The sequence below is a fragment of the Mesorhizobium sp. P160927 genome (genome assembly GCF_057766385.1).
Genome location: NZ_JBYMDW010000001.1, coordinates 97,990 through 112,616 on the forward strand (window position 1 = coordinate 97,990; position 14,627 = coordinate 112,616).

Annotated in this window: 15 protein-coding genes and 1 riboswitch; of the genes, 8 read left to right on the forward strand and 7 right to left on the reverse strand. The window is 63.5% G+C overall.

The features are described from left to right. Window positions 1-67: 67 nt before the first annotated feature. Window positions 68-1,066 (forward strand): DUF2125 domain-containing protein, encoded by a 999-nt coding sequence (locus AC3CB8_RS00485; protein ID WP_352565766.1) that lies wholly within the window; start codon window positions 68-70, stop codon window positions 1,064-1,066. Between the two features lie 3 nt (window positions 1,067-1,069). Beyond that, on the forward strand, window positions 1,070-2,002 hold the full coding sequence (locus AC3CB8_RS00490) for a sugar kinase (protein ID WP_023783578.1): 933 nt from the start codon (window positions 1,070-1,072) through the stop codon (window positions 2,000-2,002). On the opposite strand, the gene AC3CB8_RS00495 is transcribed toward AC3CB8_RS00490, so the two are convergent. Both AC3CB8_RS00495 and hisC read right to left on the reverse strand, forming a co-directional pair. Continuing rightward, complete coding sequence (locus tag AC3CB8_RS00495; protein ID WP_352565769.1) at window positions 1,999-2,934, reverse strand: prephenate/arogenate dehydrogenase family protein; 936 nt, start codon at window positions 2,932-2,934, stop codon at window positions 1,999-2,001. The two genes, AC3CB8_RS00490 and AC3CB8_RS00495, sit on opposite strands and share 4 nt — an antisense overlap. 23 nt (window positions 2,935-2,957) lie before the next feature. Next, window positions 2,958-4,067, reverse strand: a complete 1,110-nt coding sequence (gene hisC / locus AC3CB8_RS00500; RefSeq protein ID WP_352565771.1) for a histidinol-phosphate transaminase — start codon at window positions 4,065-4,067, stop codon at window positions 2,958-2,960. Window positions 4,068-4,204: 137 nt separating this feature from the next. Beyond that, window positions 4,205-4,282, forward strand: a riboswitch (SAM riboswitch). A gap of 117 nt (window positions 4,283-4,399) precedes the next feature. On the opposite strand from hisC, the gene metX reads away from it, so the two are divergent. The 3 genes from metX (at window position 4,400) to AC3CB8_RS00515 (ending at window position 7,519) form a co-directional block, all read left to right on the forward strand. Further along, entirely contained in the window at window positions 4,400-5,569 is a 1,170-nt protein-coding gene (gene metX, locus AC3CB8_RS00505; RefSeq protein ID WP_023770805.1) for a homoserine O-acetyltransferase MetX, read from the forward strand. Window positions 5,570-5,690: 121 nt separating this feature from the next. Next, window positions 5,691-6,305 carry a methionine biosynthesis protein MetW gene (gene metW, locus AC3CB8_RS00510; protein WP_015315519.1) on the forward strand — a complete coding sequence of 205 codons (615 nt, stop codon included), beginning with the start codon at window positions 5,691-5,693 and terminating at the stop codon, window positions 6,303-6,305. A 278-nt stretch (window positions 6,306-6,583) separates the two neighbouring features. Then, window positions 6,584-7,519 (forward strand): glycosyltransferase family 2 protein, encoded by a 936-nt coding sequence (locus tag AC3CB8_RS00515; RefSeq protein ID WP_023770806.1) that lies wholly within the window; start codon window positions 6,584-6,586, stop codon window positions 7,517-7,519. A 123-nt stretch (window positions 7,520-7,642) separates the two neighbouring features. On the opposite strand, the gene AC3CB8_RS00520 is transcribed toward AC3CB8_RS00515, so the two are convergent. Further along, complete coding sequence (locus AC3CB8_RS00520) at window positions 7,643-9,151, reverse strand: ABC transporter ATP-binding protein/permease (RefSeq protein ID WP_352726929.1); 1,509 nt, start codon at window positions 9,149-9,151, stop codon at window positions 7,643-7,645. Between the two features lie 137 nt (window positions 9,152-9,288). Then, a complete protein-coding gene (locus AC3CB8_RS00525; RefSeq protein ID WP_023770809.1) occupies window positions 9,289-10,074 on the reverse strand; it encodes a class I SAM-dependent methyltransferase in 786 nt (261 codons plus the stop codon). A gap of 189 nt (window positions 10,075-10,263) precedes the next feature. Between AC3CB8_RS00525 and gloB the strand changes: the two genes are divergently transcribed. Further along, a complete protein-coding gene (gene gloB / locus AC3CB8_RS00530; protein ID WP_352565775.1) occupies window positions 10,264-11,031 on the forward strand; it encodes a hydroxyacylglutathione hydrolase in 768 nt (255 codons plus the stop codon). Window positions 11,032-11,053: 22 nt separating this feature from the next. Beyond that, the gene (locus AC3CB8_RS00535) at window positions 11,054-11,482 is read left to right on the forward strand and encodes a cupin domain-containing protein (protein ID WP_023770811.1); all 429 of its coding nucleotides are present in this window, start codon (window positions 11,054-11,056) and stop codon (window positions 11,480-11,482) included. Here AC3CB8_RS00535 and AC3CB8_RS00540 read toward each other — a convergent pair. The 3 genes from AC3CB8_RS00540 to AC3CB8_RS00550 are packed head-to-tail and all read right to left on the reverse strand — an operon-like array spanning window position 11,479 to window position 13,934. Next, window positions 11,479-12,153 (reverse strand): lysoplasmalogenase family protein, encoded by a 675-nt coding sequence (locus AC3CB8_RS00540; protein ID WP_352565777.1) that lies wholly within the window; start codon window positions 12,151-12,153, stop codon window positions 11,479-11,481. The two genes, AC3CB8_RS00535 and AC3CB8_RS00540, sit on opposite strands and share 4 nt — an antisense overlap. Continuing rightward, the gene (yddG, locus tag AC3CB8_RS00545) at window positions 12,150-13,103 is read right to left on the reverse strand and encodes an aromatic amino acid exporter YddG (protein WP_352565779.1); all 954 of its coding nucleotides are present in this window, start codon (window positions 13,101-13,103) and stop codon (window positions 12,150-12,152) included. The genes AC3CB8_RS00540 and yddG overlap by 4 nt, the downstream gene beginning before the upstream one ends. A gap of 42 nt (window positions 13,104-13,145) precedes the next feature. Continuing rightward, the gene (locus AC3CB8_RS00550; protein WP_352565781.1) at window positions 13,146-13,934 is read right to left on the reverse strand and encodes a DUF3108 domain-containing protein; all 789 of its coding nucleotides are present in this window, start codon (window positions 13,932-13,934) and stop codon (window positions 13,146-13,148) included. 258 nt (window positions 13,935-14,192) lie between these two features. Between AC3CB8_RS00550 and rpmB the strand changes: the two genes are divergently transcribed. After that, window positions 14,193-14,489 carry a 50S ribosomal protein L28 gene (rpmB, locus tag AC3CB8_RS00555; RefSeq protein WP_010911765.1) on the forward strand — a complete coding sequence of 99 codons (297 nt, stop codon included), beginning with the start codon at window positions 14,193-14,195 and terminating at the stop codon, window positions 14,487-14,489. The last annotated feature ends 138 nt before the right edge of the window (window positions 14,490-14,627 follow it).

Consider the following 14,627-nt stretch of genomic DNA (forward strand, 5'->3'; position numbering starts at 1 on the left):
CTGTCTACCTAGTGTTCGGAACCTGAGAATCCGTCCACACCATCCATGCGTTAATGAGAGCCAAAGCATGACGTCAAGTGACGAACGCCAACCGGGTAACCGTCGCCGGCTGTGGTGGCTTGCCACGTTCATCCTCGTGCTGTTCGCCGTTTACAGCGCCGGCTGGTTCTATCTTGCCAACAGGGTCCGGTCCGAGGCCGGCAAGGTGGCTGCCACGCTCAACAAGAGCGGGATCGAGGCCGGTTGCGCCAATCTCCAGGTCGGTGGCTATCCCCTGAGCTTCACGCTCTCCTGCGACAGTCTGGCGTATGAAGACGATGCCAAAAACATTGCCGCCTCGGCCGGCGCCTTCAACGCCGTCGCTCAGATTGTCCAGCCTTTGTCGCCTGTTGCCAATCTACGCGGTCCGCTCCGGACCTCAGTCCCCGGCATGATGCCACTCTGGATCGACTGGGACAATCTGCAGGCCAACGTCAAATTGTGGTACCCGCTGCCGCGGCGTGTAGCGCTGCAGGCCGAGGGCCTGTCGGGCCAGACCGACCCGGCCGACGACACCGATCCGGTGGAACTGTTCAGTGCCGGCAAAGCGTCAGGCCAGTTGCAGCCCAACAACGGCGATCTCGACTATGTCGGCAGCTTTGGCGATCTCGAGATCGATGCCGACGCGATCGGCGGGCGGGTGTTGCCGGCGCTCGATGCCAGCGGCGACGTGACACTGAAGAACGGCGTGGCGCTGATCGGCACGCAGGTGAAAAGCCTGCGCGGCCAGCGGATCGAAATCCGAAACCTCGATCTGTCGTCCGGCACGGCGCGCGTGACCGTTTCCGGGCCGCTGTCGGTCGATGCCGAAGGCTTGGTCGACGCCGACCTGATGATTAGGATCAAGGATCCCAAGGCAGTGGCATCTATTCTTGCTGGCGCCATACCCGAGCAGAAGAATGCGATCGAGCAGGGTTTTGGCGCCCTGGCACTGCTTGGCAGCGAACCGTCGATGCCGCTGAAAGTGATCAAGGGCAAGGCTTCCCTTGGCTTCATTCCGCTGGGCAAGATCAAACCGGTCAACTAACGGATGGAGAGGCCGGCAAAGCTCCTGAGCGTCGGCGCACTGACGCTTGACACTATTCTTCGTGTCGAATCGCTGCCCACGCATCAAGGAAAGTTCATCGCCTCGGACGGCGTCCAGATCGCCTCGGGCATGGCCACGAGCGCGGCCTGCGCCGCGCATCGCCTGGGTGCCGAGGTGTCGCTATGGGCGAGCGCCGGCGACGATCCGGTCGGCGATCTGCTGATTGCCGGGATAGAGGCCGAAGGCGTCGATTGCAGCCATGTACGCCGCGTCAGCGGCGCCCGCTCGGCACTGGCCTCGATCCTGGTCGATGCGCATGGCGAGCGGATCATCGTGCCTTTCTACGACGCGCGCGCTCAGGCTGATCCCGAGGTTTTGCCGTTCACCGACATAACGGCATTCGACACGGTACTGGCCGACGTGCGCTGGCCGGGCGCCGCGGCACTTGCCCTGAAGGCGGCGCGCGCCGCCGGCCGCCCAGCTATACTCGATGCCGATACCGCGCCCCTGGCGGTACTGGAGCGATTATTGCCGCTGGCCTCGCACATCGTCGCCTCCGAGCCGGCGGTCCGCATCATATGCGGCCACGCGCTGGATCTGGAGACCGCCTGCATCGATCTGGCGTCCCGCACCGATGCGTTCGTCGCGGTCACCGGCGGCGCGGCGGGTACCTGGTGGTTCGAGCGAAGCACCGGATCATCCCGCCATGTCGAGGCACCGAGGATCAAGGCGGTCGATACGCTGGCCGCCGGCGATGTCTTTCATGGCGCCTTTGCCGTCGGGCTGGCGGAAGCCATGGCGGTCGAGCACGCACTGCGCTTTGCCAGCGCGGCCGCCGCGCTCAAGTGCCTGCGCTTCGGCGGCCGGCTGGGCGCGCCCGATCGGGCGGAGACGCTCGCCATGATGGCAACGGCCTGGCCGGTTAAAATCACCTAGCTCTTTGCCGGATGCTCGACCGCCTGGCGGCCAAAATCGGGCGCGTCGATATCTTGGCCCGCCTCGATGATCGAGCGGCGCACGGCGCGTGTTCGGGTGAACAGGTCGAAGAGTTTGTCGCCGTCCCCCCAGCGGATGGCGCGCTGCAGGAACGCCAGGTCTTCCGAGAACCGCGCCAACATCTCCAGGATGGCATCCTTGTTGTGCAGGCACACGTCTCGCCACATGGTCGGATCGGAGGCAGCCAGACGCGTGAAATCGCGAAAACCGGAGGCGGAATATTTGATCACTTCCGTCTTGGTCACCGATTCCAGATCGTCGGCGGTGCCGACGATGTTGTAGGCGATGATGTGCGGCAGATGCGAGACGATGGCCAGCGTCATGTCGTGATGCTGCGGGTCCATCGTGTCGATGTTGGCGCCGCAGCGGCGCCAGAATTCCGACAGCCGTTCCAGCGCATCCGGATCGGTGCCCGGCACCGGCGTGAAGATGCACCAGCGATTGTCGAACAAGTCGGCAAATCCGGCATCCGGGCCGGATTTTTCGGTGCCCGCCAGCGGATGGCCGGGAATGAAATGGACGCCTTCGGGCACATGCGGCTGCATCTGCGCGATAACCGAGGCCTTGGTCGAGCCGACATCGGTGAGGATCGCCCCCTTTTTCAGCGCCGGCGCGATTTCCTCCGCTACAGCGCCGGATGAGCCGACCGGCACCGAGACAACGACCAGATCGGCATCACGCACCGCGTCCTCGGCATCGATGGTGTAGGAATCGCCAAGGCCCAGTTCCTCGGCTCGCTTAAGCGTTGCCGGGCTGCGCGTCGAGACGGCGACATGGCGAGCCAAACCCTCGCGTCGGATGACGCGGGCCAGAGACGAGCCGATCAGGCCAATGCCGACCAGCGCGATCTTTTCGAACATCGGTGATGCCATGGTGTTCCAGCTTTTCAGACGTTCTAGCTTTTCAGGAATGTCGTGAGCTCGGCGACAACGCCGCGATTGGCCTCTTCGGTACCGACCGTCATGCGAAGCGCGTTGGGAAAGCCGTAGCCTGAAACGCGCCGCAATATATAGCCGCGCGCGCTCAGATAATCGTCAGCCGCCGCCGCGGAATGCTTCTGATCGTCGGGAAAATGAATGAGCAGGAAATTGCCGACGCTCGGCGTCACGCGCAGCCCCAGCCCGGCCATTTCGCCGCTCAGCCAGGTGAGCCAGGTCTCGTTATGCGCCACGCTTCGCTCGACATGGGCACGGTCGCGGATCGCGGCGATGCCGGCCTCGATCGCTGTAGCATTGACGTTGAAGGGGCCGCGCACACGATTGATGGCGTCGACTATATGCAGGGGACCATACATCCAGCCGATGCGCGCGCCACCCAGCCCGATCTTGGAGAAGGTGCGGGTCATCACCACGTTCTCGGCGCTGCCGGCCAGCTCAATGCCGGCTTCGTAATCGTTGCGGCGAACATATTCGGCGTAGGCCGCGTCGAGCACCAGAAGCACGTTTCCCGGCAGTCCGGCGTGAAGGCGGCGCACCTCCTGGAACGGCACATAGGTGCCGGTCGGGTTGTTGGGGTTGGCCAGGAACACGATTTTCGTGCGCGGCGTGACGGCCGCCAGCATCGCATCGATGTCGGCGCGCTCGTTGGTCTCCTTGACCACGACCGGGGTAGCGCCTGCCGACTGGATGTAGATCTTGTAGACCATGAAGGCGTGCTCGGTGAACATAGCCTCGTCGCCGGGCGCGAGATAGGTCTGCGCCAACAGGCCGAGGATTTCGTCCGACCCATTGGAGCAGATGATGTTTTGCGCGTTGAGGCGATGCACCTCGGCGATTGCCTCGCGCAACCGCCTGGCGGTACCGTCGGGATAGATGTCGAGCTTGCCGGCGACTTCGCGCGCGGCCTCGATCGCCTTCGGCGAAGGCCCAAGCGGATTCTCGTTCGACGACAGCTTGTAAACCTTGGCGACACCGGCGGGTGCCGAGCTTTTGCCGGGCACATAGGCTTCTATGTCCATGATGCCCGCGCGCGGAGTTGGACGTGCCTGATCCGGTGTCTGGTTCATATCTTGCAAATTCCGTCGAAAACGCCTCCATCCGGAGGCCGCTGCGGAAATACAAGCCATGGCTCGCAATGTCGAGAGGTGGCAGTGGTGCCAGCCGCCGCCATTGACGGCGAGGCAGGCGGGTTCTAGAAAGACCATGACAGTTCCGTGGTGATTTGGCCGGTCGGCTTGCAGCCACGTTAAACAATTCGCTAAAGGGCCGTTTGCGTGACGTAACCGGCTTTGCGAAGGCAATGCCGGTTTTTTGTTGTCCGCGACCGGACGGACGGACGCATCGGCGGCGGAGATCGGCAGCGATTTCCACGAGCGCACGGTGCAGCAAGAGGGACGTGATGGCCGCTCTGCGTGCAGGAAAGACCAACAACGAGGCCGACCAACCGTCGAGCCCGGTGTTGCGGTTCGGGCCCGACAAGCCGCTCAAGCTCGACGCCGGCACGCTGCTGTCGCCGTTCCAGATCGCCTACCAGACCTATGGCACGCTGAACGATGCCCGTTCCAATGCCATCCTCGTCTGTCATGCGCTGACCGGTGACCAGCATGTCGCCAGCACCAATCCGGTAACCGGCAAGCCCGGTTGGTGGGAAGTGCTGATCGGACCGGGCAAGATCATCGATACCAGCCGTTTCTTCGTCATCTGCTCCAATGTCATCGGCGGCTGCCTGGGTTCCACCGGTCCGGCCTCTACCAATCCGGCCACGGGTAAACCCTATGGCCTCGACCTGCCGGTCATCACCATCCGTGACATGGTGCGCGCGCAGCAGATGCTGATCGACCATTTCGGCATCGAGAAACTTTTCTGCGTGCTCGGTGGCTCGATGGGCGGCATGCAGGTTCTGGAATGGGCGTCGAGCTATCCCGAGCGCGTGTTCTCGGCGCTGCCGATCGCCACCGGGGCGCGCCATTCGTCACAGAACATCGCCTTCCACGAAGTCGGGCGGCAGGCTGTGATGGCCGATCCGGACTGGCATGGCGGCAAATATTTCGAGCATGGCAAGCGTCCGGAGAAAGGGCTGGCGGTGGCGCGTATGGCCGCCCACATCACCTATCTGTCGGAAGCCGCCCTGCACCGCAAATTCGGCCGCAATTTGCAGGACCGCGAAGCGCTGACCTTCGGCTTCGATGCCGACTTCCAGATCGAGAGCTATCTGCGCCACCAGGGCATGACCTTCGTCGACCGCTTCGATGCAAACTCCTATCTCTACATGACGCGGTCGATGGATTATTTCGACCTCGCCGCCGACCATGGCGGCCGGCTGGCCGACGCCTTCGCCGGCACGAAAACCCGCTTTTGCCTGGTGTCCTTCACATCGGACTGGCTGTTCCCGACCGAAGAGAGCCGCTCCATCGTCCACGCACTCAACGCCGCCGGCGCCTCGGTATCCTTCGTCGAGATCGAGACCGATCGCGGCCACGACGCCTTCCTGCTCGACGAGCCGGAACTGTTTGCCGCCATCAACGGCTTCATCGGCTCGGCCGCGCGCGCCAGGGGGCTCAGCGCATGACCCTGAAAAGTTGCGGACTTTTCGGACCAAGGTCATGCGCCAAACAGAAAGGCGAAGCCATGACCCTGAAAAGTTGCGGACTTTTCGGACCAAGGTCATGCGCCGTTCCGGAGGCGAAGCCATGAGCGTCAACGGCAGCCAGCGCGTCGACCTTGAGGTCGTCGCCAACCTCATCCCGCCGCAATCGCGTGTGCTCGACGTCGGCTCGGGCGACGGCTCGTTGCTCGAATTGCTGCAAGACACCAAGCAGGTCGACGGTCGTGGTCTCGAGCTGTCGCAGCGTGGCGTCAACGAATGCGTGGCGCGCGGTCTCAGTGTCATCCAGGGCGATGCCGACACCGATCTCGAATTCTATCCCGACAAGGGCTTTGACTTCGTCGTTCTGTCGCAGACCCTGCAGGCCACCCGCAACCCGAAGCTGGTGCTCGACGAGCTGCTCAGGATCGGCAACCGGGCGATCGTGTCCTTCCCCAATTTCGGTCACTGGCGGGTGCGCCTGTCGCTGTTCGTCAAGGGCCGCATGCCTGTGACCAGCGACCTGCCCTATTCTTGGTACGACACGCCCAACATCCACTTCTGCACGATCCGCGACTTCGTCAACTTGTGCGAAGAGCTTGGCGCGACAGTGGAGAAGGCGACCGCGCTCGACGCCAACGGCCAGAAGATCGGCCTGTCGATGCCATGGTGGTTCTGGAATTTCTTTGGCCAGCAGGCAGTGTTCCTGCTGAAGCGCTAATGAAATGGACACCGCAGGCGAGACTGCCAATCCTTTGAGGCGGCCGCGCTACTTCCTGCGGCGCGAAAGTGTTGCAGTTGAAGCGCCAGGAGCCGGAATTCATCATGCCTGGTCGGTCGAACGACGGCACGACGGGGTGACATGGCAGGTTGTTTTTTGTAGCGTCGCACCGAATCCGAGGAGGCCCATCCAGGGGGAAGTCCGATCCATTTAGCCATCCCCATGATCAAAGGACCTGGCGCGAAGGGTGTTTACGCGATGAAGGCGGCCGGCGCGATATGATCGGGAAGACCGAACAGGCGCCCCTCATCACGGTGATCACGCCGACTCACAACCGGCGCGAAACGGTGCTCCGCGCCGTCGAAAGCGTGCTCTCCCAGAGCATGCCGCGATTTGAACATATCGTCGTCGACGATGGTTCGACGGACGGGACCGAGGCGGCGCTCGCCCGCATCCATGATACCCGGCTGATCTATGTCGGCGCGAAGTGGCGCGGCGCCAATGCCGCCAGGAATGCCGGCATCGAGCTAGCCCGGGCGCCCGTGGTGACTTTTCTCGATTCGGACGATCTCTTCCTGCCGCACCGGCTCGCACGGACGCTGACATGGTTCGACGACAATCCGGCGCTCGAGGTCCTGCTCTCCTCATATGTCTCGGTGAAGGGTGGCCGTGGCACCGCCTGCGTCAACCGTGGCGCTTTCCTGAACCCGCCAATGCTGGAGCGGGCCGTGGTTGCACAGACGGCCTTCATAGCCGGATCGGCGATAACGGCCAGGCGCGAGGCTTTGCTGGCCATCGGTGGCTATGACAGCGACATTCCCCGGATGCAGGACCGCGAGCTTCTGCTGCGCTTCGCACAGCGCTTCGGCGCGCAATTGTCGGAAGATATCGACTGGACGAAGCACAATTCGCAGAATTCGATTTCAGGCCGCAGGGACGGCTATGTCGAAGCCTACGCGATCCTGATGAGCAAGCATCCGCACATCGCTCGCTCTTACCCCCATATCCCTCCCTTTATGATCGCGCGGCAGATCATCGCCGATATTCTCCGGGGGCGAATACCACAGGCATTTGCGGGATACATGGCCAACCGCTCGTCTGACGCGCTTGGTTATTCATTGCCGGAACTGATCAATGGTTATCTCCACGGCCGCCGCTGGCGGCGCGACCTCTACGACGAAGTTCGCGGTAAGTTTGGGATTCCACCGGCCTGACCGGCGACAGCTCAGCGATCGAGCGCGGCGCGTCGCAGGGCGCATTCCTTCTCGTCCGGCAGCGAGATGTCGACCGCCAGGGCCTTTGGCGGCCAGGCAACGGGCCGCAACGGGGGAAAACTGCTACTTCCTGTGGTGGAGGCTTGCCGCGGCTGGCGGCGGCTCGATGGCACCCGCCCTGACGTGGGCAGGTTTCAGCGAGGGCGCGCCGGAATCCTTAACGATCGTCAGGGAACGCGGGAAGAACTGATTGTTGTGCTGTCCGCGCCCGATGTTGAGGATCGCGGCCCCGGGCAGTCGCTTCTCCAGCAGCGACAGCACGCGCCGCAGCGAGGGTCCGTCGAACGCATCCATGGCTTCGTCGATGATCACCCATTTCGGCTGTCGCAAGGCGAGCCTGGCCACGCCCAGCAATCGCTGTTCGTCATCGCCCAACTCATGGTCCCAGCGTCCGACGCGGTCGAGCGACGACGACAGGCGTCCAAGACCGACCTCGGCAAGCACCGCTGAAATGTCGGCGTCGTTCGCCGGCGCATGCCCGTTCGGGTGATTGAGGACTTCGCGCAGCGTGCCGGCCGGCAAATAGGGGACGCGCGGCACGAAGATAATGGTTTCACCCGCGGGCAGGCCGATGCGTCCACTGCCCCACGGCCACAGCCCGGCAATGGCGCGGAAGAACAGCGTCTTTCCGGCGCCCGGCTCGCCGGTGATCATGACGCGCTCGCCGGCAAGGATTTCGACATGCTGGTCGGCGAGCTTGGTGCATCCGTCAGGCGATGCCACCTGAAGCTTCTCGAACGTGAGGCTGCCATTGGCGTTGTCGGCGAATTCGATGCGCTTCTCCTTATCGTGCAGCACATCGGTTTCATCGAGCGCGATGCGGAAGTCGGCGACACGCATCAGCGTGGCGCGCCAGTCGGCAATGCTGCCGATGTTGTTGATGAACCAACGCAGGGAGGAGTGGACCTGGTTGAAGGCCCCGACCGCCATCATCAGCCCGCCAAAGCTGATATCCCCCGAGAAATAGACCGGCGAGGCGACCAGGATCGGCGGCCAGCCGTTGACGTGGAAGACGAAGCCCGAAGACAGTTCCCACAGCACACCGACGAAGGACACGAGCAGGATGAACGACTGCAGCAGGCCGACACCAAGATCGGTCGACAGGTCCGAGAGATGCGCGGCATCCTGCTGCATGCGCTGGTCGGGATTGACGCCGATGGCGCCGGCATTGGCCAGCCGGAAGGCGCGCGCCGGCCGCATCCACTGGTCGATCAGGTCCAGCGTCAGCGCCTCGCGCAACTTCAGCCGGATCATCTGGTTGAGCCAGGTCTGGCCGATATTGAGCACCAGCAGTCCGCCGGCGATCATGGCAAAGACCATGAGCTGATGCAGGAAGGCCGCCATGTCGCGGCGCGCGAGCGCGTCGTAGAAGGGCTGGTTCCAGCGGTTGAGCAAGACCTGGCCGATCGACGTCGCGATAATGACGCCCATGATGCCGAGCGACGTCCACAGCAACCACTTGCGAACCGGCGATCCGATCAGCGCCCGCTTGATCGTCGCCACCTGATCGCGCAGGCTGCTGGCCACGGCGACCGGCTGAACGGTGGCCTGATTGTCCAATTGATCAGCCATGGCCGAGGTCCTTGCGTTCAGTAGCGAAGCTGAAACCGGATGAAGGGAGCCGACGGCGGCAGCCCCTCAACCACTCTGCGAGCCCAGCACGACAGATAGGTCGGAAAGACGCGGCGCGATGCAAGTTTCCATCGCGATCACGAAGGTGTCACTTGCCGGGGCGATGCCACACCCCTTGCCTCGGCCCGCCGGCCGAGCCGTGTCGCGCCATGCGGCGACAGCACCGGCACGAAGACGCGGCGGGACGCACGCTGGGCCACCGGCACGCCTTGATAGAGCCGTTTCTGCGCTTCGACGACAATGACGCCGGAAAAGATCGGCCACAGCTTCCGGCCGGCGCGCTCCAGCACATTGTGGAAGCGCATCATGAAACGCCGCCGCGATGGCGGGAAAAACAGCGCATCCGACCAGGCGGCGGGCGTGAAATTCGCCTCACGCAGCAATTCGGTGAGCTGCCCGCGTGAGAAGGGCCGGCCATTGCCGAACGGCGTATGTTCGAAGCGCGCCCAGACCCCGCGCCGGTTTGGCACGACGATGACGACGCGCCCCGCCGGGGACAGCACCCGCCAGATCTCGTTCAGCGTTTCGCGCGGGTTTTCGACGTGTTCGAGCGAATGGACGAGCAGCATGCGGTCGATGCAGGAATCGACCAGCGGCAGTTCCTCGTCGAACACCAGGGCCGTCGCCGTTGGCCCGGTCGCCGGCCAGACCACGGCGCCCTGAGTCGCCGGCATGAAGGCGAAGACCCGCTCGGCGTCGGTGCCGAAGCGTTCCAGCCAGGGCAAGGTATAGCCCAGGCCGACCAGCCGCTCATTGGGCACCGCGGCCCATATCGACGACAGCGCCATGGTGATCGAGCGCTCGGCGAACCGGCCGAGCGTTGTCGAATAGAAGGAACGAAGGTCGACGATGTCGGAATGCATGTCAGGGATGTAGCCGTGATATCGGCCGGATTCAACAAAAGGCCGAAGCGGCCGGCACTACGTATGTCAATTTGACATCCCAGGATAACATTCGCTTTGCTTGCCATCCGGGATGACATTCGCTTTCTCATCCGGGATGACATTCACGCAGCGGCGCCCTATGTCTGCGGCGGTAAATGGAGAGATGCGATGCCGGTCGAAATCGAACAGTTCATGTGCCGCACCGACAATTTCGGCGTGCTGGTGCATGACCGCGAAAGCGGCCAGACCGCGATCATCGACGCGCCTGAGGAAGCGCCGATCCTGGCCGCGCTCAAGCGCACCGGCTGGACGCCGACGATGATCCTGACCACACATCATCATATGGATCACGTCGACGCGAATCTGGCGCTCAAGGAGCGCTTCAAGCTGCGCATCGTCGGCCCGGAGGCGGAAAAGGCCAAGATCCCCGGCATCGATGAAACCGTCGAAGAAGGCTCCGTCCTGCATCTCGGCAACGAGCGCATCGAAGTGATCGCCACGCCTGGGCATACCGCTGGCCATGTCTCCTACCATCTGCCGTTGTCGAAAGTGGCGTTCACCGCCGACACGCTGTTTGCGCTGGGTTGTGGGCGGCTGTTCGAATGCAAGCCGCCGGTGATGTACGGCTCGCTGAAGAAGCTCGCGGCCCTTCCCGCCGAGACGACAATCTATTGCGGCCACGAATACACGCTCGCCAATGCCCGTTTCGCGCTGAGCGTCGACCCCACCAATTCGGCGTTGAAGGAGCGCGCCGCGCGGATCGAGGCGCTGCGGGTCGACAACAAGCCGACGCTGCCGACGACGATCGGCGAGGAACTCGCGACCAATCCCTTCCTGCGCTGGCACGATCCGGCAATCCGCAAGCATCTCGGCATGGAAAAGGCCGGGGATGCCGAGGTCTTCGCCGAGATCCGCAAGCGCAAGGACAATTTCTGACCACCATGCCAACTTTCTGCCGATGACCAGTTCCGCGGAAATCATAGCAACGCTCGCCCTGAAGCCGCATCCGGAAGGCGGCTGGTACGCGGAAACCTTTCGCGACGAAGCCGGCGGTGCGCGCGGCCATTCGACAGCCATCTACTTCCTGCTGGAACAGCATCAGGTTTCGGCCTGGCATCGGGTCAGGGACGCCGCCGAGGTTTGGCACTTTTATACCGGCGCGCCATTGGCATTGTCGATGTGGGAAGAAGGCGGCGCCATTATCGAGCAGGTTCTCGGCATCGAGCTCGCGGCGGGTGAACGGCCGCAGATCGTCGTGCCAGCGGGCTGGTGGCAATCGGCGCGCACACTTGGCGAATGGACGCTGGTCGGCTGCACGGTGGCGCCGGGTTTTGATTTCGCCGCCTTCGAACTGGCCGAGCCGGGCTGGCAGCCGAAGCCGATTTAACCCAGCAGGAATCCCAGCGTGATCGCCAGTTGGGCGGCATAGTACAAAACCCACACGGTCAAACCCATCCAGGCGCGATGCGGCGAGACGGCCGCCACTAAAAATTTCTCCATGGCGAGCAGCCCGTCCGATGCCATGAACAGCACGGCGCCACCAATCACCCAGACATTGCTTGTCGTTAGCGCCGACATGCCCATAGCCAGGATCGCCATGACATAGACGGCAACCGGTATACGCAAGCCGGGACCAACGCGGCGCCAAAGCGCCGCCAGCATGACGATCGCGAACACCGCCATGGCCAGCGCGATCGCCCCGCGCCAGGGCTCGGCGCCTAGCAACTCCAATCCGGCACCGCTGCGCAGCAACAACGCGACATAGACGATGTGGGCGACGAGAAAACTGGCCAGTCCACCCAGAAAGGCTTTTTCGCCGTCGCGCGACAAGAAGGCATCGCCCATGGCGCTCAGCGCAAGGGCGGCGACCAGCAGCAGCGGCCCGCCTTGTATTGCGGCGAGTACGGCGAGCATCGCGACGGCAAGTGTCTTTGCCGCCGAGCGGGCCAGCGTCGGCGGCGTGCCAAGCGTGAAGGCATAGATCACCGCCGCCACCAGCGAAAAGATCAGCGTCGCATTGGCGTTGGCGTCGATGCCTCCGGCAAACGGCATCGTCATGCCCTGGCTCCGCCTTCGGCTGCCCGGGCTCCGCCTTCGGATGCCCTGGCTCCCTCTTCGGATGCCCCGGCTCCGCTCTCCGTAGCCGGCTTGCGCAGGAACAGCGATTTTGCCGCTAGCGCCGCGCCGCCCGTGATGAGCACACAGGCGGCCAGAATGCGCAGCGACGGTTCGGCGGCGCCGGCCGCGATCAGCACCAGCGTCGACAGCAGCGGCGCCGCGTAGCCCGCGGCACCCAGCACCTGGATGTTGCCGCGCTTGACACCGATGTCCCAGGCATAGAAGGCCGCGCCCACCGGCATCAGGCCGAGCCCGAGCACGGCCAGCCACTGGCCGGCGCCGTCAGGCAGAACCGTTTGTTCCAGCGCCAAGTGGCAGACGAGCGACAGCACGGCGGTTGCCGCGCAGAACCAGGTGACGATGCTGGTCGGCACCGACGGGAAACGTCGAGACAGCAAGGAATAGGACGACCATAGCAGGGCGCAGATGGCGGCCATGGCGTAACCGAAGGCGTAGCGCGCATCTAAGGCCAGGCCGCCGCCCTTGGTGACGATAAGCACGGTGCCGGCAAGGCCGAGCAGCGCGCCGACGACATGGTTCCAGGCCAGCTTCTCGCCCGGCATCAGCGCCGAGCCCAGCACGATCAGCAGCGGCCAGAGATAAGCAATCAGGCTCGCCTCGATCGCCGGCGCGTTGCGCAGCGCGGTGAAGTAGAAGAAGTGGTAGCCGAACAGGCCGGCAATGCCGATCGCCCAGACCTGAGGAGGAATCTTTTGGCTCCTGTCGGTGGCCGGCATGAACAGTCGCGTGACAAACCCAACGCCGGTGCCGATCGAGAAAGTGATCGCCGACAACAGGAATGGCGGCACTTTGCCGGACGCATCCGTTAGCGACGCCAGCAATGCCCACATGGCGACCGCCGAAAAGCCGATCAGTGTTGCGCGCCCCATTTTGTCTCCAGTGGCGCGCCCGTTCTGTCCCGGTGGCGTGCCTTATTGTACCGCTTCGAACCGTCTGGCGCTGATGGTCAAGGTGCCGATCTGCGTTCCGACCGTGGCGTGGATCGGCGCATATACGCCGGTTTGGCCGAGCGGTGCAAAGGTCACCATCATGCGGCTTTTGTTCTTGAGATAATTGAGCGCCTTGCGGCCCTTGCGATAGCCCGCCACCGGCTCGAAACCCATCTGGCAGGTGACGGTGTCGCCCTTGTAGCCCGGCACCGAGATCGTTCCTTTCGAGGCGTAGGTCAGCGTCAGGTCGGCGCGCATCTCGCCATCGTAGAACTTGACCTTGCGGCCACAGACCTGGTCGAGGCTGTCGGCATGGATGACGGTCGCCGCCATCGGATCGAGCACCGATGCAAGGTCGCCGGCGCCGAGCGGCACCCAGGCCTTGGGATCGCGCTTGCCCGGAGCAGGGATGACCTGAGTCGAGGTCACGTTGCCATTGCTAAAGCGAATGTCGATCGAAGACGCTTTCTTGCCGGAGGTGTAGTCGGCTCGAAACGCCTGCGGCACCATTTTCTGGCCCGAAATGGTGCCTTTTGACGAGATCGTGCCCCGCGTGTCGTCGAACAGCTTGGCGAGACCCGCCGCCGAGACACTGCCTTCGATCGCGTAGGCACCGTTCTCATAATGGCTGGAAAAGGTCGATCTGGCGATCGAGAGACCAAGGAACGACACCGTGTATTCGCCCTTGAACGACTGCGGCGAGGCAGCGGACGTAGCGGTCGGCAGGGCGATGACTAGCGCGGCAACAAGCGCGTGAGACGAACGAGGCATGGCGGGATCGGATCCTTGGTTTTCGGCCGGAGGCGGGCGACTCCGGTCTGGCGTGTCCCTACGAGACCGCTTATACGGTGAAATCCGGCCTTAATATGAAAAGCCGGGCGCTTCCGTGCGGAAGCCGGAGCTTGACGCCCCGGTGAAATGCAACTATGGAACGCCAACTTTTCCATAAGGCCGCCTGACCAGAACCGCGCGCCACCCGGCGCGGGTACGAAGGTTTGGCAGGCCCCGAGAGAACTGAAGGTTAGAACCATGTCCCGCACCTGCGAACTCACTGCCAAGGCAGTCCAGACCGGCAACAATGTGAGCCACGCCAACAACAAGACCAAGCGTCGCTTCCTGCCGAACCTCGTCAATGTGACGCTCATTTCGGAAGCGCTGAACCAGAATGTACGCCTGCGCATCTCGGCCAACGCGCTGCGTTCGGTCGAACATCGCGGCGGCCTCGATGCCTTCCTGGCCAAGGCCGACGTCAAGGAACTGTCGCAGCGCGCGCGTCTCTTGAAGAAGCAGATCGCCAAGAAGCTTGCCGAGCAGGTCGCTGCGTAAGATCCAGATAAAGGCGGGGGACGACCGCCTGGCCAGCCTCTTTGCTGGCCGCTGAGCATCGGATAGATCCGCAAGGTTCGACACTCCGATGCTCAATTTCGAAGCGAGCGCTGCCTCGGCATGATGCTCCGCTGGTTC